Origin of the sequence: Pseudomonas sp. GM17, from assembly GCF_000282175.2 — a bacterium.
GTDB classification, from domain to species: domain Bacteria; phylum Pseudomonadota; class Gammaproteobacteria; order Pseudomonadales; family Pseudomonadaceae; genus Aquipseudomonas; species Aquipseudomonas chlororaphis.
The window spans coordinates 312,477-331,716 of sequence record NZ_CP124732.1 but is presented as its reverse complement, the minus strand read 5'-3'; the positions used below and the strand labels follow the sequence as shown (position 1 = coordinate 331,716).

Below are 19,240 nucleotides of genomic sequence, written 5' to 3'. Positions count from 1 at the left end.
GCCCGCCTTGGAACTTGCCAGACTACCGCCTGTTTTTAGTTGCCTGGCAACCGGTCGCTGAACACAAGGTTAAAAAGAATAATTGGAGCATGACGCATGAAGGCAATAGGTATGAAGAAAGCTGGCAAGACCCTCCTCGCCATGTCCCTGATGGGCGCGATGGCGGCAGTGGCCCAGGCAGACGACAAAGTGCTGCACGTTTACAACTGGTCCGACTACATCGCACCTGACACCATCGCGAACTTCGAAAAAGAGTCCGGGATCAAGGTGGTCTACGACGTTTTCGATAGCAACGAGACCCTGGAAGCGAAACTGCTGGCAGGCAAGTCCGGTTACGACGTGGTCGTGCCGTCGAACAACTTCCTGGCCAAGCAGATCAAGGCCGGCGTTTATCAGGAGCTGGACGTCTCCAAGTTGCCCAACTGGAAAAACCTGAACCAGGATCTGCTCAAGGCGGTTTCGGTCAGTGACCCGGGCAACAAGCACGCTTTCCCATACATGTGGGGTTCCATCGGCATCGGCTACAACCCGGAGAAGGTCAAGGCTGCGCTGGGCGTCGACAAGATCGATTCCTGGGACACCCTGCTCAAGCCCGAGAACATCGCCAAACTCAAGGGCTGCGGCGTGAGCTTCCTCGACTCGCCAACCGAAATGATCCCGGTCGCGCTGCATTACCTGGGCCTGCCGACCGACAGCCAGAAGAAAGACGACATCAAGAAAGCCGAAGAGCTGTTCCTCAAGATCCGTCCTTCGATCACCTACTTCCACTCCTCCAAGTACATCTCGGACCTGGCCAACGGCAACATCTGCGTAGCGGTCGGCTACTCGGGTGACGTGCAGCAGGCCAAGTCCCGTGCCGCCGAAGCCGGCGACAAGGTGAAAGTCAGCTACGCCATTCCGAAAGAAGGCGCCGGCAGCTTCTTCGACATGGTCGCCATTCCGAAGGATGCTGAAAACGTCGCGGGCGCCTACAAGTTCATGAGCTACCTGCAGAAGCCTGAAGTCATGGCCAGCATCACCAACGCCGTGCGTTTCCCGAACGGTAACGCCGCCGCAACGGCACTGGTAGAAAAAGACATCACCAGCGATCCGGGCATCTACCCGCCAGCAGACGTGCAGGCCAAGCTGTATGCGATCGCCGATCTGCCGGCCGCCACCCAGCGTGAGTTGACTCGCAGCTGGACCAAGATCAAATCTGGCAAATAAGCCGGTTTGAGGCAGCAACCGCTGGCTGTCGTCCCCGCGAGGGCGGTCAGCGGTGCAATTAAATGACAGAAAGTTTTGCTGGATCGGTTTATCGAAGGTAAGTTGCGCGCCGGTTTTGTTGCTGGGCAGCTCTTGGCTGTCATGTAGTGCGGGCAACTCAGGCCCAATTGTTGAGAGGACCTCCACTTGCCTATTTCTTTATTTCGCAAAGCCATGCTGGTGGGCGCCGGGCTGACGCTGGCCGTCAGCGCTTATGCCGCGCCGACCGTGCATATTTATAACTGGTCTGACTATATCGGTCAGAGCACATTGGCGGACTTCGAAAAGGCCACCGGCATCAAGCCGCTGTACGACGTGTTCGATTCCAACGAAACCCTGGAAGGCAAGTTGCTCGCCGGTCGTACCGGTTATGACGTGGTCGTGCCGTCCAACCACTTCCTGGGCAAGCAGATCAAGGCCGGGGCGTTCCAGAAGCTCGACAAGGCGCAGCTGCCCAACTATTCCAATCTCGATCCGGTGCTGCTCAAGCGCCTGGAGAAGAACGACCCGGGCAACCAGTACGCCGTGCCTTACCTGTGGGGCACCAACGGCATCGGCTACAACGTCGAGAAGGTCAAGGCCGCGCTGGGCGTGGACAAGATCGACTCCTGGGCCATGCTGTTCGAGCCGGAAAACATCAAGAAGCTGTCGAGCTGCGGCGTGGCCTTCCTCGACTCCGCCGATGAAATGCTCCCGGCGGTGCTCAACTACATGGGCCTGGACCCCAACAGCCAGAACCCCGACGACTACAAGAAGGCCGAAGCCAAGTTGCTGGCGGTGCGGCCTTACGTGACCTACTTCAACTCCTCGAAATACATCTCCGACCTGGCCAATGGCGAAATCTGCGTGGCCGCGGGCTTCTCCGGCGATGTGTTCCAGGCCAAGGCGCGCGCCGCCGAAGCCGGCAAGGGCATCGAAATCGCCTATGTGATTCCCAAGGAAGGCGGCAACCTCTGGTTCGACATGCTGGCCATTCCCAAGGACGCCGGTAACGTCAAGCAGGCCCATGCCTTCATCAATTACCTGCTCAAGCCTGAGGTGATCGCCCAGGTCAGCGATTCCGTCGGTTATGCCAACCCGAACCCCAAGGCGGGCGAGCTGATGGACCAGTCGGTCCGCAAGGACGAAGCCGTTTACCCGGCGCAGGAGATTGTCGACAAGCTGTACGTCAACTCAGAGTTGCCACCCAAGATCCAACGACTCATGACCCGCAGCTGGACCAAGGTCAAGTCGGGCAAATAGCGTCAACCGCTCAAACTATCCTGGGTTCGCCCGCCTTGGGCGAACTGCACTCTTTTTTTCTGGGAGTTTCGTAAATGGCAGTTGCCTCCGGCGCCTACAAGAAAGCCCTCGAGGGCGACCAGACACCGAAGCAGGTGTTGGTCAAAATCGACCGGGTCACGAAGAAGTTCGACGAGACGATTGCCGTGGACGATGTGTCCCTGGAAATCAAGAAAGGCGAGATCTTCGCCCTGCTCGGCGGTTCTGGCTCGGGTAAGTCCACCCTGCTGCGGATGCTCGCGGGGTTCGAACGGCCCACGGAGGGGCGCATCTACCTGGACGGTGTGGACATCACCGACATGCCGCCCTACGAGCGGCCGATCAACATGATGTTCCAGTCCTATGCCTTGTTCCCGCACATGACCGTGGCGCAGAACATCGCTTTCGGCCTGCAGCAGGACAAGATTCCCAAGGCCGAGATCGATGCCCGCGTGGCCGAGATGCTCAAGCTGGTGCAGATGAGCCAGTACGCCAAGCGCAAGCCGCACCAACTCTCCGGCGGCCAGCGCCAGCGCGTGGCCCTGGCCCGCTCCCTGGCCAAGCGGCCGAAGCTGCTGCTGCTCGACGAACCGATGGGCGCCCTGGATAAAAAGCTGCGCTCGCAGATGCAACTGGAACTGGTGGAGATCATCGAGCGGGTCGGCGTGACCTGCGTGATGGTGACTCACGACCAGGAAGAAGCCATGACCATGGCCGAGCGTATCGCGATCATGCACCTGGGCTGGATCGCCCAGATCGGCAGCCCGATCGACATCTACGAAACCCCGACCAGCCGCCTGGTCTGCGAGTTCATCGGCAACGTCAACATCTTTGAGGGCGAAGTGATCGACGACGCCGAAGGCCACGCCACCATCACCTGCAAGGACCTGGACCGCAACATCTACGTGGGCCACGGCATCAGCACCTCGGTGCAGGACAAGTCGGTGACCTACGCCATCCGCCCGGAAAAACTCCTGGTGACCCCGGACATGCCGACCTGCGAATACAACTGGTCGAGCGGCAAGGTGCATGACATCGCCTACCTGGGTGGCCACTCGGTGTTCTACGTCGAGCTGCCGAGCGGCAAGCTGGTGCAGTCGTTCGTGGCCAACGCCGAGCGTCGCGGCGCGCGTCCGACCTGGGGTGACCAGGTGTACGTCTGGTGGGAAGACGACAGCGGCGTGGTACTGCGCTCATGAACATGCGAAAGCTCAAGCGCCGCCTCAATCGAATAATTCCCGGTGGCCGTCAGATGGTCATCGGGGTTCCGTTCCTCTGGCTGTTCCTGTTCTTCATGCTGCCGTTCTTCATCGTCCTGAAGATCAGCTTCGCCGAAGCGGACGTAGCCATTCCGCCGTACACCGAGATCTACAGCTTCATCGACCAGAAGCTGCAGGTGCTGCTCAACCTGGGCAACTACGCGATGCTCGGCGATGACGAGCTGTATATCGCCGCCTACCTCGGCTCGTTGAAGATGGCGTTCTTCAGCACCCTGCTGTGCCTGTTGATCGGCTACCCGATGGCCTATGCCATCGCCAGCGCCCGCAAAGAGCTGCAGACCGTGCTGGTGCTGCTGATCATGATGCCGACCTGGACCGCGATCCTGATCCGCGTCTATGCCTGGATGGGCATCCTCAGCAACAACGGCCTGCTCAACGGCTTCCTGATGAGCATGGGCTTGATCGACGAGCCGCTGCAGATCCTCAACACCAACCTGGCGGTGTATATCGGCGTGGTCTATTCGTACCTGCCGTTCATGATCCTGCCGCTCTACGCCAACCTGGTCAAGCATGATACCAGCCTGCTGGAAGCCGCTTCGGACCTGGGTTCGAGCACTTTCAACAGCTTCTGGAAAATCACCGTGCCGCTGTCGAAGAACGGCATCATCGCCGGCTGCATGCTGGTGTTCATCCCGGTGGTGGGCGAGTTCGTGATCCCGGAACTGCTCGGCGGTCCGGAAACCCTGATGATCGGTAAAGTGCTCTGGCAAGAGTTCTTCAACAACCGTGACTGGCCGGTGGCATCGGCCCTGGCAGTGGTGATGCTGGCGATCCTGATTGTGCCGATCATCCTCTTCAACCGCAGTCAGGCCAAAGAAATGGAGGGCAAGGAATGAAGCGCTTCAGTTTCTCGAACCTGATGCTGGTGGTGGGTCTGCTGTTCATCTACCTGCCGATGCTGATCCTGGTGATCTACTCGTTCAACGCCTCCAAGCTGGTGACGGTCTGGGGCGGCTGGTCGGTGAAGTGGTACGTCGGGCTGCTGGACAACTCGCAACTGATGGGCTCGGTGGTGCGCTCCCTGGAGATCGCCTGCTACACCGCGATCGCCGCGGTGGCCCTGGGTACCCTGGCGGCCTTCGTGCTGACCCGTATCACCCACTTCAAGGGCCGCACCCTGTTCGGCGGCCTGGTCACCGCGCCGCTGGTGATGCCGGAAGTGATTACCGGCCTGTCGCTGTTGCTGCTGTTCGTGGCCATGGCGCAGATGATCGGCTGGCCGCAGGAACGCGGCATCGTCACCATCTGGATCGCCCACACCACGTTCTGCGCGGCCTATGTGGCGGTGGTGGTGTCGGCGCGCCTGCGCGAGCTGGACCTGTCCATCGAAGAGGCGGCCATGGACCTCGGCGCGCGGCCGTGGAAGGTGTTCTTCCTGATCACCATCCCGATGATCGCGCCGTCGCTGGCGGCGGGCGGCATGATGTCCTTCGCCCTGTCCCTGGACGACCTGGTGCTGGCGAGCTTCGTCTCCGGCCCGGGCTCCACCACCTTGCCGATGGAAGTGTTCTCGGCGGTGCGCCTGGGGGTGAAACCGGAGATCAACGCCGTGGCCAGCCTGATCCTGCTGGCGGTGTCGCTGGTGACCTTCCTGGTCTGGTACTTCAGCCGCCAGGCCGAAGAGCGGCGCAAGCGCGCCATCCAGCAAGCCATCGAAGAGGCCGCGGCCGATTCCTGGAAGCAGCCGGACGTGCGCCGCGCACAGGCCCCGGAAGCGGCCTGATACGCGACAGCCGCAAGGCGTTGACCGCGACAAGACATCGCCCCTGTTCAGGGGCGATGTCGTTTTCGGGGGTGGCCCCGGCCTTGAGTGCCGCGTCGACTGGATCGCCAGCCAAGCTGGCTGCTGCGGGTCAGGCGTCGTTCACCACAGGGGTTACTGCGCCGTCCGCGCCGGCAACAGCTTCAGGGTGCTGTGGGTATTGGCCGTGACCTCTTCTTCGTTGAAGTGCGCCTGCTGGTACACCCCTTCGATATAAGCCTCGGCCTGATCCTGATAGTGCTTGTCGAACAGCACGCCGCTTTGCCCGACCGGGTTGATGCTCAGGCTGTGGGCCGGATCGGCGAAGTCGATCAGGCGCCGGGTGGACGGACCATAGGTCACTGGCCAGGGCGCGGGGCCGATCTTGGCCGATTGATTGTTCGGCACTTCGTGGGTGCCGGGCGCGGCGAACGGGCCGACGTTGAACACCCGGTCCAGGGGCTTCTGCAGGCCCAGCGGATGACCGTGGGTCAGGGTATGCGCCTGGCCCCACAGCCACTTCGTCGAGTCGTCGCCAAAGGTCGCCTTGAGATGAGCGAGGCTGGCGCGCCAGGCGACCCTGACGGTGTCGGCGCGGCTTTCCTGGCCCAGGGTGTTGCGGTTGTCCCACCACGGCGAGTCGGCGGAGGCAGCCAGGCGTGGCAGCGCGGCGTCGATCACCCGGGTGGACAGCAGGGTGTCGAAGAAGGCGTCGCCCAGCTCGTCATGGAAAGCGGCATCGGTGAGGTTGAACAGGAACTGGTTGAACAGGGTGGCGCTGGTGGAGTCCAGCGGGTAGTCGCCTTTCCACTGCGCCAGTTGCTCCACCAGCTTGAGCTCCTGCGGGTCGCTCACTACTTCGCGCAGGACTGGCAGCAGCGGCGCCAGCAGGCGCGGGCCATAGGCGGTGGTGGTGCCCAGCTGGAGTTTCTGGCTGGCGTCGATATCCCATTTCACGCTCTTGTCGCTGAGCTGGCGGTCCAGTTGCTGGCCACGGTCGGCGAGGTTGTAGTAGCCGGGAATCTCCATGCCGGTGGGTGAGACCGGCTGGAAGTTGGCCGAAACGATATAGCCGCGCGCCGGGTTTTCTTCCTGGGGGTTGGCGCTGAATGGGTAGAAGCCCTCTTTGTCCGCCAGCGAAGTGCTGCCGTCGAGGATGAACGTGCCCTTGGCGCCGATCGGGCGTTTCGGCAACAGCGCCGCGGCCCACCAGCCGATGTCGCCCTTGGCATTGGCCCAGACGATGTTCAAGCCCGGCGCCTGGACCTTGGACGCGGCACTGCGGGCCTTGGCCAGGGTGTCGGCGCGGTTGAGCTGGTAGAAGCCGTCGAGGATCGGATTCGGCGTTTCGAGGAAGGCCCACCACATGGCGATCGGCGTCTTGCCGGCATTGGCCCCGAGCACGTCGTTGACGATCGGCCCGTGGGGCGACTGGCGCAGGATCTGGGTGACCGGCGGCTGGCCCTTCACCGCGATCTGCTGCTCGCTGTTGACCAGGTCGACCCACTTGCCGCGGTACCAGACCTGGTTGGCGTTGTTCGGGTTGACCTTCTCGGCGATCAGGTCCAAATCGTCGTTCTGGAACATGGTCAGGCTCCAGCCGAAGTCCAGGTTGTGGCCGAGAAAGGCGAAGGGCACCAGCGCCTGGTGATGACCGTAGAGTTCGAAGCCCGGTGCCGACAGCTGGGCCTCGTACCACACCGACGGCACCGCGAAGCGGATGTGCGGGTCGCCGGCCAGCAACGGTTTGCCGCTCTTGGTGCGGGTGCCGGACACCGCCCAGGCGTTGCTGCCCTCGAATTGCGGCAGGCCGGCGTCGGCCAGGGCCTGCTCGCTCAGCCGGGCGATGGCGCCCAGGTCCTGCCAGTCGCTGGCGGCCAGGCTTGGCGCCAGCGGGCCACGGCCCTTGGCCAGGGCGCCCTTGGGCTGCCAGTCGAGGTCGAAGACTTTCAGGTAGTCGCTGCCGAGCTGGTCGCGCACGTAGGTCAGCAGCGGCTCGGTGCGGAAGGCCGCGGCGAAGCTGTAGGCCATGTAGCCGGCGACGCTGATGCTGTCTTCGGCGGTGAAGGAACGCTTGGGAATGCCCAGGACATCAAATTCGATCGGTTGCGGATGGCTGTTCTGATACTGGTTGACCCCGTCCAGGTAGGCTTGCAGGCCCTTCCAGGCAGGGGACTGGCGATCCAGCCCGGCGACGTAGCTGTCGGCGCGCTCGCGGATGCGCAGGCTGCGGAACAGTTTGTCGGTGTCGAGCAGTTTGGGGCCGAGTATCTCGGCCAGCTCGCCGCGGGCCAGGCGCCGCATGACTTCCATCTGGAACAGTCGGTCCTGGGCGTGGACATAACCCAGCGCGCGGTACAGGTCGGTTTCGTTTTCCGCGCGGATATGCGGCACGCCGCGCTCGTCGTAGCGCACCGTGACCGAGCCCTGCAGGCGCTCCAACTCGACCTGGCCCTGGCGCGACGGCTGCTTGCTGTACAGGTACCAGCCCCCTCCCGCGGCAAGGGCAAGGATCAGGACGACGAGTACGGTCAGGCTGCGTTTCATGGTGACTCCTTGTTCTTTCTGCGATTTGCCTGCCGTGGGGAAGGCAAACATTTAGCACAGGCCTTCTGTGCCGGGCATCCGTTGTCTGCGAAAAGTCAGGAATGCCTTAATCCGTCTGTTTCGGCCATGGACAATAACAGCCCACCGCCAAGGTGTGGGTGGCGCTGACCGCGCGGCCTTCGTGCAGGGCCTGGAGGATAGGTTCGATAAAGCTGTTGCTGGAATTGCAGGTCAGGCCTTCGCTGTAGGGGCCGAAATAGGCCAGGGTGCCGTTGCGGTCCCAGATCGCCACGGCCGGGCTGGCGGGGATCTGCTCCGAGCCGGGCAAGCCGTCGAGGATTTTCAGACGGCTCAGGGTGGCGGGCAACTGGCCGTGGCTGCCGGCCTTCTGCACCGAGTAGAACTCCACGCCCTGTGGGCCGTAGTGTTCGATCAGCTCGGCCAGGTGCTGCTGGTTACCGACATTGCACGGGCAGGCCGGGTCCCAGAAATGCACCAGGCGGATGGCACCTTCGCCGGCGAGGCCAGGAGGCAGTTGCAGCGGGTCGCCGGAAAACACCGCGGTGTGTTCGCTGAAGGTGCGCAGAAAACGTCCCTGGAACCAGTCGTAGGCGACCCACAGCACCCCGGCGCACAGGAGGGCGAGCAGGCTGGCAAGCAGGGTCGTGCGGTAGGGCAGACGCATACGGATCATTCCTCGAAGGTCGCGTAGCTTGCCATGCTTGCCCCGACAGATGAATATCGCAGGCCGATAAAGCCTGTTTCGCGTTCCGCGCCACCCTGGGAAAACCCTTATGCCTGCGACCTTCGACCCCGACCTTCTGCGCGCCAGCCTGCGGCCTCTGGCCGAGGCACAGCCGCTCTCGGCCCAGGCGCAGGCCTATCAGCGTTTCTATGGGCTGGATCTGCCGGTCAAGCGTGGGCTGGGGCGTTTTTCGGTCGGTGGTTTTGAGGTGGTCGGCCAGGTCTGGTGGCCCGAGCAGCCGGTGGCGACCTTGTTTCTGTTGCACGGTTTCTACGATCACATGGGCTTGTACCGGCATGTGATCGAGTGGGCGCTGCAGCGGCAGTGGGCGGTGATTGCCTGCGACCTGCCGGGTCATGGCCTGTCCAGCGGCGAGCGCGCCAGCATCGATGATTTCGCGGTGTACCAGGCGGTGCTGCAAGGCCTGTTCGACGAAGCCCGCTCCCTCGATCTGCCCCAGCCCTGGCACCTGTGCGGGCAAAGCACGGGCGGTGCGATCGTGATCGATCACTTGCTCAACCAGGGCGCGCAGAGCCCGGCCCAGGGCCAGGTGATCCTGCTCTCGCCGCTGGTGCGCCCGCGTGCCTGGGGCTGGTCGAAGCTCAGCTATTACATGCTCCGGCCTTTCGTCAAAGGCATCGCCCGGCGCTTCAGCGAGAACTCCACCGACCCCGATTTCCTGCCGTTCCTGCAGCGCGACCCGTTGCAACCCCTGCGCCTGCCGACTGCCTGGGTCGGCGCGCTGGCGCAGTGGATCAAGCGCATCGAGCTGGCCCCGCGCAGCAGCCGGCAGCCGCTGATCGTTCAGGGGCAGGCGGACATGACAGTGGATTGGCAGCACAACCTGCAGGTGATCCGGCAGAAGTTCCAGCAGCCCCAGGTGCTGATGCTGCCCGAGGCGCGGCATCACCTGGCGAACGAGGCGGCGCGCATTCGCCAGGAATACTTCGCCTTCCTGAACCAGCATCTTTGACGGTATTCACGCACCTGTAGCCGCTGCCGCAGGCTGCGATCGACCGGCACGGTCGCGCCGATCTTGCGACCACTGAGGTCCTACGGACCTATCGCAGCCTGCGGCAGCGGCTACAAGAGGTGTTTAGGGCGTGAGGCTGGAAGTGCTCTGGCCGACGGCCAGCCCGGCGCGGATCGCTGCGAGGGCGGCTTGGTAGTAGGCCTTGCCTTCGGCGGACTCGGCGAAGTTGGCGAACTCTTCCAGCTCGGGGTCGGACAGGTCGCGATAGACGTACAGCAGGGTGTTGTTCAGGTCGTTGCCGATCTGCACCATCAGCCGCTGGCGCTGGCCGTTGAGCATGTTCTGCGCCTGGCCGGCACCCAGCAGGCCGGGGATCATCTGGCTCAGGCTGTCGGCAGCCACCCCGGCGATGGCCAGGCTGACTTCCGCGCCGGCTTCACGGGCCGGCAGCGCCTGGGCCAGGTGGCCGATAATCAATTGACGGGTATCGCTGGCCTGCATCTTCGGCAGGCCCTGGGCATTCTTCGCCAGTTGGTCGCGGCGGGTCGCCAGCAGTTCGGCGGCAACGATCTTGCGCCCCAGCGGCGACTGGAAAAACGCCAGGGCCGGTTTCGGATCGGCGAGGTTCTGCCGCAGCTGCGCCTGGGCGCGGCGGTCCATGGCCTGCGGCGCGAAGCGCTGGTTGCTGTTATTGACCAGGGCCTGATAGACCGCTGGCGGCAGGCTATTCTGGTAACGCTGCTGGGCGGCGGTGAGGGCATCGTTGAAATGCGCGCGTTGTTCCGGCCAGCCGGCGACCTTGTACAACTGGTCGTGGCCGTCTGCCCAGGCGGGCAACACACAGAACATCAACAGTGAAAAAAGCAAACGGCGCATAAGGACTCCTGTCGGCAGCCCACTATTCTCCGGGGCGAGGCGATGGTTGTCGAGAATTCGTATCAGGTTCAGTACGCAAACTGTCCGATCGAACGACGAACAGAGGCAGCGCCAGGCTGCTTGGTCAGAATTATCTCGCGGATCTGTCGGATTCATCTGGGTGTGGATACTATGCGCGCCATGCAAATACCCTCTGATCACCCCCTGCTGTTACGCATTGTCGATGACCTGGCCACCCGTGGCTGGTCGCAGCAGAACATCTTCCTGCCAGAAGCCCTGACCCTGGAGCTGGCGGCCGAGTGCCGCAAGCGCGCGGCCGAAGGCGAGCTGGCGCCAGCGGCGGTTGGCCGTGGCCCGGCGCAGGAGATTCGCGAGGGGATCCGTGGCGATCATATCCAGTGGCTCGAGCCCGGCCAGGCCGACTGCTGCGATACCTACCTGGGCTTGATGGACAGCCTGCGCGAGGCGCTGAACCGCGGGCTGTTCCTCGGCCTGGAAGACTTCGAAAGCCATTTCGCGCTGTACCCGCCAGGGGCGTTCTACCTCAAGCACGTCGACCGTTTCCGCGACGATGACCGGCGCATGGTGTCGGCGGTGATCTACCTCAACCAGGACTGGCTGCCGGAGCAGGGTGGGCAACTGCGCATGTACTTCGATGGCGAGACCGAATACGACGTGGATCCCGCCGGCGGCCGGCTGGTGGTGTTCCTCTCCGGCGAGGTGCCCCACGAAGTCCTGCCCGCGACCCGGGAGCGCCTGTCCTTGACGGGCTGGTTCCGCCGTCGTGGCAACGAGCCGTTCTGATCATGCACAAGATCCTGGTCAGTCGCTGCCTGTTGGGCCACCGCGTGCGTTACGACGGGGCGGCCAGCGGGCCGTTCGATCAATTGGCGCGCTGGCAGGTCGAGGGCCGGGTGGTCGCACTGTGTCCGGAAGTCGCCGGCGGCTTGCCGACGCCACGGGCGGCCGCGGAAATACCCGGCGGGCAGGGCGGTGAAGTGCTCGATGGCCTGGCGCGGGTCATCACCACCGAGGGCGAGGATGTCAGCGCCGAGTTCCTCAGCGGCGCCCGGCAGGCGCTGGAGCTGGTACGCGAGCATGGGATTCGCATCGCCGTGCTCAAGGCCAACAGCCCGTCCTGCGGCAACCTGCTGACCTACGATGGCAGCTTCAGCGGGGTCAAGGTCAGCGGCGAGGGCGTCACCGCCGCCTTGCTCAAGCGCGCCGGGGTGCAAGTGTTCAGCGAGCTGGAACTGGCCGAGGCCGCCGCAGCCCTGGCGGCGCTCTAGCCTCTGTAGCCGCTGCCGCAGGCTGCGATCGGCCGGTACGGCCGTGGCGAACGTGATATCGCTGAGGTCCTGCGGATCTTTCGCAGCCTGTGGCAGCGACTACAACATCAAGGCTTGGGCGGCTTGCTCGCATCCATGCCGAACCATTTTTCCGACAACGCCATCAACCGGCCATCGGCCTTGATGCGCTGCAGCGCGCCATCGAGGCTCGCCTGGAACGCCGGGTTACCTTTCTGGAACGGGATCGCCAGGCTCAGGGTCGGCCCGACCTTGGCGCCTTCCTTCACCGGCAAGCGGCTGTCGCGAATGGCGTAGGGGATCAGCAGGCGGTCGCTGATGGCCGCGTCGAGCTGCTTGTCGGCCACATCCTTGATGGGTTGCTGGGCGTTCGGGTAGCTGCGCAGGTCGATGCCTTCAACGGTGCGTGCCTGCTCGGCGAACTGGCTGCCCTGGGCCACGCCGAGGGCTTGGCCCTGGAGCGCTTGCAGGCTGCCCAGCGTGCGCTCTTCTTCCTTGCGTACGATCAATTGTGCGCTGGAATAACTGTAAGGCTCGCTGAAGTCGAAACGATCCTTGAGTTCCGGGGTCATTGCTACGTGATTGATGGCGATGTCGTAGCGGCCGCTTTCGACGCCAGGTAGCAGGTCGGCAGCGTCGGCGACCACGAAGTCCGCCCGCACATCCAGTTCCCGGGCGAGCAGTTGGCCCAGCTCGACTTCGAAACCGGTGAGTTTGCCGTCGTCCTTGAAGTTGAAGGGCGGGGTATTGGCCTCCAGCGCGATACGCAGTTCCCCGCGATCGTTCACATCGTCGATCAGTTCGGCTTGAGCGTAAGTGCTCACAAGAGGTAGCAAAAGTATCAGGCCAGGCAGGAAACGCATGGTCACTCCTTGAATTTATATGTGCGATGCGCTGTTCAGGCTCGCTTTGCTATGGTGTTGATTGCCCTTCGACAACGATATGCCACGAAGTTGTCATAACCGTACCGATTTTGCGGAAAAACTGGAGAATAGAATGAAAACCTTTATATCTCGTGCTGCGTTGACCGGCCTGATGCTGGGGGCTTCGATGCTGGCTTGTGCGGCGGATATTCCTCGCACCAAGGCGCCGGAAGGCGCTTCTGTATTTATCGTCACCCCGGTCAATGGCGATACCGTGGCCAAGACCTTCAAGGTCAAGTTCGGCGTCAGCGACATCTCCCTGGCGCCCGCCGGCGACCAGACTCCGCACACCGGGCACCACCACCTGCTGGTCGACGTCGACAAGCTGCCAGCCGAAAACATGCCGATCCCGGCCGACGCCCAGCATATCCACTTCGGCAAGGCCCAGACCGAAACCGAGCTGACCCTGGCCCCGGGCAAGCACACCCTGCAGCTGGAGCTGGGCGACAAGAACCACGTGCCGTTCGACCCGCCAATCGTTTCGGAAAAGATCACCATCACCGTCAAGTAAGCGCGGGCGGTAAAAACTGCCTGTAAACGAAACTGCCTGTAAACAAAAAGGGAGGCCCCAGGGCCTCCCTTTTTATTGCCAGCGAGTGCTTAGAACAGCACGCGGCTGCGGATGGTGCCGTTGACGTGTTGCAGCTTCTCTTGCGCCAGCTCCGAGTATTCGGCGTCGACGTCGATCACCACGTAGCCAACCTTCTCGTTGGTCTGCAGGAACTGACCGGAGATGTTGATGCCGTTTTCGGCGAAGACCTTGTTGATCTCGCTCATCACACCCGGGATGTTCTCGTGGATGTGCAGCAGACGGTGCTTGCCAGGGTGAGCCGGCAGGGCCACTTCCGGGAAGTTCACGGACGATACCGAAGTACCGTTGTCGCTGTACTTGACCAGCTTCTCCGCCACTTCCAGGCCGATGTTGGCCTGGGCTTCGGCGGTCGAGCCGCCGATGTGCGGGGTCAGGATCACGTTGTCCAGGCCGCGCAGCGGGCTTTCGAACTCTTCGTCGTTGGAGCGTGGCTCCACCGGGAACACGTCGATGGCGGCGCCGATCAGGTGCTTGTCCTTGATCGCTGCGGCCAGGTGGTCCAGTTCGACCACGGTGCCGCGGGCGGCGTTGATCAGGATGCCGCCTTTCTTGATGGCGCGGATTTCCTTCTCGCCGATCATCCACTGGGTGGCAGCGGTTTCCGGAACGTGCAGGGTGACGATGTCGGACATGCCCAGCAGCTCGTGCAGGTTGCCGACCTGGGTGGCGTTACCCAGTGGCAGCTTGGTCACGGTGTCGTAGAAGAACACCTGCATGCCCAGGCCTTCGGCCAGGACCGACAGTTGGGTGCCGATCGAGCCGTAGCCGACGATGCCCAGTTTCTTGCCACGGATCTCGAAGGAGTTGGCCGCACTCTTGATCCAGCCGCCACGGTGGCAGGAGGCGTTCTTCTCTGGGATACCGCGCAGCAGCAGGATCGCTTCGGCCAGCACCAGTTCGGCTACGGAACGGGTGTTGGAGTACGGTGCGTTGAACACCGCGATACCGCGCTCGCGAGCCGCGTCGAGGTCGACCTGGTTGGTGCCGATGCAGAAGCAGCCAACAGCGACGAGCTTCTTCGCGTGATCGAAGATTTCTTCAGTCAGTTGGGTGCGGGAGCGAATGCCGATGAAGTGCGCATCGGCGATCTTTTCCTTCAGTTGGGCTTCCGGCAGAGAACCGGTGAGGTACTCGATACTGGTGTAGCCCGCGGCCTTGAGGACGTCGACAGCCGATTGGTGGACGCCTTCGAGAAGAAGGAACTTGATCTTGCTCTTATCGAGAGAAGTCTTGCTCATCTGCGTAAACCTGTGTCCCGGAGAAAAATGGCAGGAAATGGTCAACAGATGCTGACCCGGACGGCAGGAAAGCCGTCGCCGCAGAACGCCCTTCGGCACTATTCTGCGGGGGGTCGTATGCTAGCATACGGACCCCGCGAAACACTCGTTCCTGCGACGTGAAGCGTTCTCAGGATGACCATGAATTGTTCGAGAGTTCTGTCGATGACCAATCCTGCGCTGATTGATGAGCTGAAGACCCTGGTCGAGGCTGGCAAGGTCCTGACCGATGCCGACTCCCTGAATGCTTACGGCAAGGATTGGACCAAACACTTCGCCCCGGCGCCGAGCGCCATCGTCTTTCCCAAGAGCATCGAGCAGGTCCAGGCCATCGTGCGCTGGGCCAACCGGCACCAGGTCGCGCTGGTGCCGTCCGGCGGCCGTACCGGCCTGTCGGCTGCCGCCGTGGCGGCCAATGGCGAAGTGGTGGTGTCTTTCGACTACATGAACCAGATCCTCGACCTGAACCTGACCGACCGCACCGCGGTCTGCCAGCCGGGTGTGGTGACCGAGCAGTTGCAGAACCGCGCCGAAGAAAGCGGCCTGTATTACCCGGTGGATTTCGCTTCCGCCGGTTCCAGCCAGATTGGCGGCAATATCGCCACCAATGCCGGCGGGATCAAGGTGATTCGCTACGGCATGACCCGCAACTGGGTGGCCGGCCTGAAAGTGGTCACCGGCAAGGGCGACCTGCTGGAGCTGAACAAGGACCTGGTCAAGAACGCCACCGGCTACGACCTGCGCCAGCTGTTCATCGGCGCCGAGGGCACCCTGGGCTTCGTGGTCGAGGCCACCATGCGCCTGGAGCGCGCGCCGAACAACCTTACGGCGATGGTGCTCGGTACGCCGGATTTCGACTCGATCATGCCGGTGCTGCATGCCTTCCAGGGCAAGCTCGACCTGACCGCCTTCGAATTTTTCTCCGACAAGGCCCTGGCCAAGATCCTCGGCCGCGGCGACGTCCCGGCGCCGTTCGAGACCGACTGCCCGTTCTATGTGTTGCTGGAGTTCGAAGCCAGCAACGAGGACGTGGCCAATGACGCCCTGGCCACCTTCGAGCATTGCGTGGAGCAGGGCTGGGTGCTGGACGGCGTGATGAGCCAGAGCGAGCAGCAACTGCAGAACCTGTGGAAATTGCGCGAGTACATCTCCGAGACCATCTCGCACTGGACCCCGTACAAGAACGACATTTCGGTCACGGTGTCGAAGGTGCCGGCTTTCCTGAAGGATATTGACGCGATCGTCGCGCAAAACTACCCGGACTTCGAAGTGGTCTGGTATGGCCACATCGGCGACGGCAACCTGCACCTGAACATCCTCAAGCCGGACGACCTGAGCAAGGACGAGTTCTTCGCCAAGTGCGCCACCGTCAACAAGTGGGTGTTCGAGACTGTCGAGAAGTACAACGGCTCGATTTCCGCCGAGCACGGGGTGGGCATGACCAAGCGCGATTACCTGACCTACAGCCGTTCGCCGGTGGAAATCGACTACATGAAGGCGGTCAAGGCGGTGTTCGACCCGAACGGCATCATGAACCCGGGCAAGATTTTCGCTGTTTGACCTAAGGGTCACTCAAGCAGCGGTACCTGATGAACCAAACGAGCAGGAGTCGGTAATGAGCTATCAGCACCAGTATGTCGACGGTACCCGTATTCATTTCCCGGTCGGCAAGATCGTGTGCATCGGGCGCAACTATGCCGAGCACGCCAAGGAACTGGACAATCCGGTGCCGACTGAGCCGCTGCTGTTTATCAAGCCGGGCAGTTGCGTGGTGCCGCTGGAAGGCGGTTTTGCCATCCCCACCGAGCGTGGCTCCGTGCATTACGAGGCGGAAATCGCGGTATTGATCGGCAAGCCACTGTCGACCCAACCCAGCCGCGAAGAAGTGCTGGATGCTATCTCCGGTTTCGCCCCGGCCCTGGACCTGACCCTGCGCGACAAGCAGGCCGAGCTCAAGGCCAAGGGCCTGCCCTGGGAAATCTCCAAGTGCTTCGACGGCGCCTGCGTGCTGGCGCCCTTTGTGGTCGGCAGTACGTTCCCGGACCTGACCGACATCAATATTCGCCTGACCATCAACGGCGAGGTCCGCCAGGACGGCAACAGCAGCATCATGCTCAACCCGATCGTACCGATGATCCAGTACATGGCCGGCTGCTTCTCCCTGCAGGCGGGCGACGTGATCCTGACCGGTACGCCGGTGGGCGTGGGTCCGCTGAACGTGGGCGACGAGCTGGTGCTGGAGCTGCCGGGCGTCAGCCGCTTCGAAAGTCGCGTTAGCTGACTCAGCGGGGCCCGCCTGCAATGGGCGGGCCTCTCCTAAGAAAGCGCGGAAATCCAGGATATTTCTGACTTTTTCCGAATTTTTCACATCCGGTCTGGATAATTTTCCGCGTCCAGGCGTCTGAGTCTGCCCCGATGTGCTATTACCAATAGCTGACTTTTTGGAACGCGCTCCCCATGTCCATGCCTCACACCCCCGAGCTTCAAACGGTTCGTCGTCGCGGTTTGTTCCACATGCGCTGGTATTCCTGGCTGTTGCTGGCGGGCATCGTGAGCTATGGCGTCGCGATTGCCATGCACTGGGACGACCGTGGCCTGCTCTGGGTGCTGGAGCGTTTCGAAACCCCGGCCGAGCGCCAGGAAAGTGTCTGGCTGCCGGATTACCGCGCGGTCATCGACGCCAAGGTACTGCCGGGCATGGAGAAGGACGAGGCCTCCGACCTGGCCTACAACCCGCAGACCAAGACCCTGTTTGCGGTGATGGGCAAGAACCCGTTCCTGGTCGAACTGAACCTGCAGGGCGATGTGCTGCGCAAGATGCCGCTGGTGGGCTGGAGCAACCCGGAAGGGGTGACGGTCATGGGGAACGGCCTGCTGGGGATTGTCGACGAGCGCGATCACCTGCTGACCATCGTCAAGGTGGATGCCAATACCCGCGAGCTGAATATTTCCGACTTCCCGAAATACGACCTGGGGCCTTCGCAGGACCAGAACAAGGCATTCGAAGCCGTGGCCTGGGATGCGCGCAAGCAGCAGTTGCTGCTGGGCGAGGAGCGTCCGCCGGCGCTGTTCACCTGGAACAGCGACGGCAGCCAGACCCTCAAGGGTGACAAGCAGAAACTGGAAAGCGATGAGCTGGACCTGCGCAACCTGTCCGCCCTGAGCATCGACCCTCGCACCGGTCATACCTTGGTGCTGTCCGCCGATTCGCACATGTTGCTGGAACTGGACGAAACCGGCGAGCAAGTCAGCTTCATGACCTTGCTGGGCGGTTTCAATGGCCTCAAAGACACCATTCCGCGGGCCGAGGGCGTGGCCATGGATGAGCAGGGCAACCTGTACATGGTCAGCGAACCCAATCTGTTCTATCGCTTTGAGAAGCACTGATTCAGAGGTTTCTGGCGGCAAAAGGCCATAATCCGGCATACGCCCGCTGCGATTAAGTTTAAATTCATCCGGCTGTGATATTTCATCCGCCTGATTTGTATTTGAGCTTGCCAGCATGCGTCGATTCGCCTATCCCAAACCGCTGTTCCTCCTCCTGTGTTTTATCGTGCTGGTGCTGCTGGGCATTGCCGGGCAGCACCACCGCTACTTCGAGCGCCTGTGGTTCAACTGGCGGGTCATGTCGCAGCCGGCCAACACCGATGCCATTGGCCTTGATGGCTATCGGGTGACTCTCGAAGCACAAAAGATCGAAGGCCTGGATGACGTCTCGGCGCTGACCTACGATCCGGTGCGCAAAAGCCTGTTCACCGTGACCAACAAGAATGCCGAGCTGATCGAGCTGTCGCTCGACGGGCGCATCCTGCGGCGCATTGCCCTGACCGGGTTTGGCGACCCGGAAGCGGTCGAGTTTATCAGCGCCGACACCTATGTGATCACCGACGAGCGCCAGCAGCGGCTGATCAAGATCCATCTGGAGGAGGACACGGTGTTCCTCGACGCGGCGGACGCCGAGCAGATGACCCTGGGTGTGCACATGAGCGGCAACAAGGGCTTCGAGGGCCTGGCCTACGATTCGGTGGGCAAGCGCCTGTTCGTCGCCAAGGAACGCGACCCGATGCTGATCTACGAGGTCAAGGGGTTCCCGCATTACGACCCGGAGAAGTCCTACGCGGTGCATGTGGTCAACAACCCCAAGCGCGATGCCGGGTTGTTCGTGCGTGACCTGTCCAGCCTGCAATACGACGAGCGCACCGGGCATCTGCTGGCGCTGTCGGATGAGTCGTGGCTGGTGCTGGAACTGGACGTGGATGGTCGGCCCCTGAGCACCATGTCGCTGCGCAAGGGCCGGCAAGGCTTGCAGGCCACGGTGCCGCAGGCCGAAGGTATTGCCATGGACGACGACGGTACCCTGTACCTGGTCAGTGAGCCGAACCTGTTCTACGTCTTCAAGAAGCCCGCCCCGTAACCCCGTAGCCCTGTAGCCGCTGCCGAGCCCGCGAGGCTGCGCCCGGGCGCGCAGCGGCCG

The 19,240-nt window shown here is 62.5% G+C and carries 18 protein-coding genes; 13 read left to right on the top strand and 5 right to left on the bottom strand.

All coding sequences use genetic code 11. The features are described from left to right. The first annotated feature begins 111 nt into the window (after positions 1-111). The 5 genes from PMI20_RS01500 to PMI20_RS01480 all read left to right on the top strand — a co-directional run bounded on the left by PMI20_RS01500 (position 112) and on the right by PMI20_RS01480 (position 5,508). Positions 112-1,206 (top strand): polyamine ABC transporter substrate-binding protein, encoded by a 1,095-nt coding sequence (locus PMI20_RS01500; protein ID WP_037035226.1) that lies wholly within the window; start codon positions 112-114, stop codon positions 1,204-1,206. A 186-nt stretch (positions 1,207-1,392) separates the two neighbouring features. Continuing rightward, positions 1,393-2,487 carry a polyamine ABC transporter substrate-binding protein gene (locus tag PMI20_RS01495; RefSeq protein WP_009051375.1) on the top strand — a complete coding sequence of 365 codons (1,095 nt, stop codon included), beginning with the start codon at positions 1,393-1,395 and terminating at the stop codon, positions 2,485-2,487. A gap of 74 nt (positions 2,488-2,561) precedes the next feature. Then, the gene (locus PMI20_RS01490) at positions 2,562-3,704 is read left to right on the top strand and encodes an ABC transporter ATP-binding protein (protein ID WP_007928322.1); all 1,143 of its coding nucleotides are present in this window, start codon (positions 2,562-2,564) and stop codon (positions 3,702-3,704) included. 35 nt (positions 3,705-3,739) lie between these two features. After that, positions 3,740-4,621: an ABC transporter permease subunit gene (locus PMI20_RS01485; RefSeq protein ID WP_169916015.1), complete on the top strand. Its 882-nt coding sequence runs from the start codon at positions 3,740-3,742 to the stop codon at positions 4,619-4,621. Further along, positions 4,618-5,508 carry an ABC transporter permease subunit gene (locus PMI20_RS01480; RefSeq protein WP_023967929.1) on the top strand — a complete coding sequence of 297 codons (891 nt, stop codon included), beginning with the start codon at positions 4,618-4,620 and terminating at the stop codon, positions 5,506-5,508. The genes PMI20_RS01485 and PMI20_RS01480 overlap by 4 nt, the downstream gene beginning before the upstream one ends. Positions 5,509-5,661: 153 nt before the next feature. Here PMI20_RS01480 and PMI20_RS01475 read toward each other — a convergent pair whose 3' ends face one another. Together PMI20_RS01475 and PMI20_RS01470 are read right to left on the bottom strand one after the other, a co-directional pair. Next, positions 5,662-8,073, bottom strand: a complete 2,412-nt coding sequence (locus tag PMI20_RS01475) for a penicillin acylase family protein (RefSeq protein ID WP_007932726.1) — start codon at positions 8,071-8,073, stop codon at positions 5,662-5,664. A 106-nt stretch (positions 8,074-8,179) separates the two neighbouring features. Beyond that, positions 8,180-8,758, bottom strand: coding sequence for a DUF6436 domain-containing protein (locus tag PMI20_RS01470; RefSeq protein ID WP_007932728.1), 579 nt, complete (start codon positions 8,756-8,758; stop codon positions 8,180-8,182). Positions 8,759-8,867: 109 nt separating this feature from the next. On the opposite strand from PMI20_RS01470, the gene bipL reads away from it, so the two are divergent. Further along, positions 8,868-9,791: a phospholipase BipL gene (gene bipL / locus PMI20_RS01465; protein WP_007932730.1), complete on the top strand. Its 924-nt coding sequence runs from the start codon at positions 8,868-8,870 to the stop codon at positions 9,789-9,791. A 123-nt stretch (positions 9,792-9,914) separates the two neighbouring features. Here the strand turns inward: bipL and PMI20_RS01460 are convergent, their stop codons facing one another. Next, positions 9,915-10,667, bottom strand: a complete 753-nt coding sequence (locus tag PMI20_RS01460) for a DUF2059 domain-containing protein (protein WP_007923106.1) — start codon at positions 10,665-10,667, stop codon at positions 9,915-9,917. Positions 10,668-10,838: 171 nt separating this feature from the next. On the opposite strand from PMI20_RS01460, the gene PMI20_RS01455 reads away from it, so the two are divergent. Together PMI20_RS01455 and PMI20_RS01450 are read left to right on the top strand one after the other, a co-directional pair. Next, entirely contained in the window at positions 10,839-11,471 is a 633-nt protein-coding gene (locus tag PMI20_RS01455) for a 2OG-Fe(II) oxygenase (RefSeq protein ID WP_037034054.1), read from the top strand. A 2-nt stretch (positions 11,472-11,473) separates the two neighbouring features. Continuing rightward, positions 11,474-11,956, top strand: a complete 483-nt coding sequence (locus tag PMI20_RS01450) for a 2-thiouracil desulfurase family protein (RefSeq protein ID WP_007923104.1) — start codon at positions 11,474-11,476, stop codon at positions 11,954-11,956. Between the two features lie 107 nt (positions 11,957-12,063). Here PMI20_RS01450 and PMI20_RS01445 read toward each other — a convergent pair whose 3' ends face one another. After that, a complete protein-coding gene (locus PMI20_RS01445) occupies positions 12,064-12,837 on the bottom strand; it encodes a transporter substrate-binding domain-containing protein (RefSeq protein ID WP_007932862.1) in 774 nt (257 codons plus the stop codon). Positions 12,838-12,970: 133 nt separating this feature from the next. On the opposite strand from PMI20_RS01445, the gene PMI20_RS01440 reads away from it, so the two are divergent. Then, entirely contained in the window at positions 12,971-13,408 is a 438-nt protein-coding gene (locus PMI20_RS01440; RefSeq protein WP_007932860.1) for a DUF4399 domain-containing protein, read from the top strand. Positions 13,409-13,497: 89 nt separating this feature from the next. On the opposite strand, the gene serA is transcribed toward PMI20_RS01440, so the two are convergent. After that, positions 13,498-14,727 (bottom strand): phosphoglycerate dehydrogenase, encoded by a 1,230-nt coding sequence (gene serA / locus PMI20_RS01435; RefSeq protein ID WP_007932850.1) that lies wholly within the window; start codon positions 14,725-14,727, stop codon positions 13,498-13,500. Between the two features lie 204 nt (positions 14,728-14,931). Between serA and PMI20_RS01430 the strand changes: the two genes are divergently transcribed. The 4 genes from PMI20_RS01430 to PMI20_RS01415 all read left to right on the top strand — a co-directional run bounded on the left by PMI20_RS01430 (position 14,932) and on the right by PMI20_RS01415 (position 19,180). Continuing rightward, the gene (locus PMI20_RS01430) at positions 14,932-16,326 is read left to right on the top strand and encodes a D-2-hydroxyglutarate dehydrogenase (protein WP_037036309.1); all 1,395 of its coding nucleotides are present in this window, start codon (positions 14,932-14,934) and stop codon (positions 16,324-16,326) included. 55 nt (positions 16,327-16,381) lie between these two features. Continuing rightward, positions 16,382-17,047: a fumarylacetoacetate hydrolase family protein gene (locus PMI20_RS01425; RefSeq protein WP_007932846.1), complete on the top strand. Its 666-nt coding sequence runs from the start codon at positions 16,382-16,384 to the stop codon at positions 17,045-17,047. 176 nt (positions 17,048-17,223) lie between these two features. Further along, on the top strand, positions 17,224-18,153 hold the full coding sequence (locus PMI20_RS01420; RefSeq protein ID WP_007932844.1) for an SdiA-regulated domain-containing protein: 930 nt from the start codon (positions 17,224-17,226) through the stop codon (positions 18,151-18,153). 115 nt (positions 18,154-18,268) lie between these two features. Continuing rightward, a complete protein-coding gene (locus PMI20_RS01415) occupies positions 18,269-19,180 on the top strand; it encodes an SdiA-regulated domain-containing protein (RefSeq protein ID WP_007932842.1) in 912 nt (303 codons plus the stop codon). Positions 19,181-19,240 lie beyond the last annotated feature (60 nt).

Excerpts from the sequence above, each read along its gene's own strand:
- PMI20_RS01445 (WP_007932862.1), bottom strand. The coding sequence starts at position 12,837 with ATGCGTTTCCTGCCTGGCCTGATACTTTTGCTACCTCTTGTGAGCACT.
- PMI20_RS01490 (WP_007928322.1), top strand. The coding sequence starts at position 2,562 with ATGGCAGTTGCCTCCGGCGCCTACAAGAAAGCCCTCGAGGGCGACCAG.
- PMI20_RS01470 (WP_007932728.1), bottom strand. The coding sequence starts at position 8,758 with ATGCGTCTGCCCTACCGCACGACCCTGCTTGCCAGCCTGCTCGCCCTC.
- PMI20_RS01425 (WP_007932846.1), top strand. The coding sequence starts at position 16,382 with ATGAGCTATCAGCACCAGTATGTCGACGGTACCCGTATTCATTTCCCG.
- PMI20_RS01480 (WP_023967929.1), top strand. The coding sequence starts at position 4,618 with ATGAAGCGCTTCAGTTTCTCGAACCTGATGCTGGTGGTGGGTCTGCTG.
- serA (WP_007932850.1), bottom strand. The coding sequence starts at position 14,727 with ATGAGCAAGACTTCTCTCGATAAGAGCAAGATCAAGTTCCTTCTTCTC.
- bipL (WP_007932730.1), top strand. The coding sequence starts at position 8,868 with ATGCCTGCGACCTTCGACCCCGACCTTCTGCGCGCCAGCCTGCGGCCT.
- PMI20_RS01430 (WP_037036309.1), top strand. The coding sequence starts at position 14,932 with ATGACCAATCCTGCGCTGATTGATGAGCTGAAGACCCTGGTCGAGGCT.
- PMI20_RS01415 (WP_007932842.1), top strand. The coding sequence starts at position 18,269 with ATGCGTCGATTCGCCTATCCCAAACCGCTGTTCCTCCTCCTGTGTTTT.
- PMI20_RS01440 (WP_007932860.1), top strand. The coding sequence starts at position 12,971 with ATGAAAACCTTTATATCTCGTGCTGCGTTGACCGGCCTGATGCTGGGG.
- PMI20_RS01500 (WP_037035226.1), top strand. The coding sequence starts at position 112 with ATGAAGAAAGCTGGCAAGACCCTCCTCGCCATGTCCCTGATGGGCGCG.
- PMI20_RS01475 (WP_007932726.1), bottom strand. The coding sequence starts at position 8,073 with ATGAAACGCAGCCTGACCGTACTCGTCGTCCTGATCCTTGCCCTTGCC.
- PMI20_RS01420 (WP_007932844.1), top strand. The coding sequence starts at position 17,224 with ATGTCCATGCCTCACACCCCCGAGCTTCAAACGGTTCGTCGTCGCGGT.
- PMI20_RS01460 (WP_007923106.1), bottom strand. The coding sequence starts at position 10,667 with ATGCGCCGTTTGCTTTTTTCACTGTTGATGTTCTGTGTGTTGCCCGCC.
- PMI20_RS01450 (WP_007923104.1), top strand. The coding sequence starts at position 11,474 with ATGCACAAGATCCTGGTCAGTCGCTGCCTGTTGGGCCACCGCGTGCGT.
- PMI20_RS01455 (WP_037034054.1), top strand. The coding sequence starts at position 10,839 with ATGCGCGCCATGCAAATACCCTCTGATCACCCCCTGCTGTTACGCATT.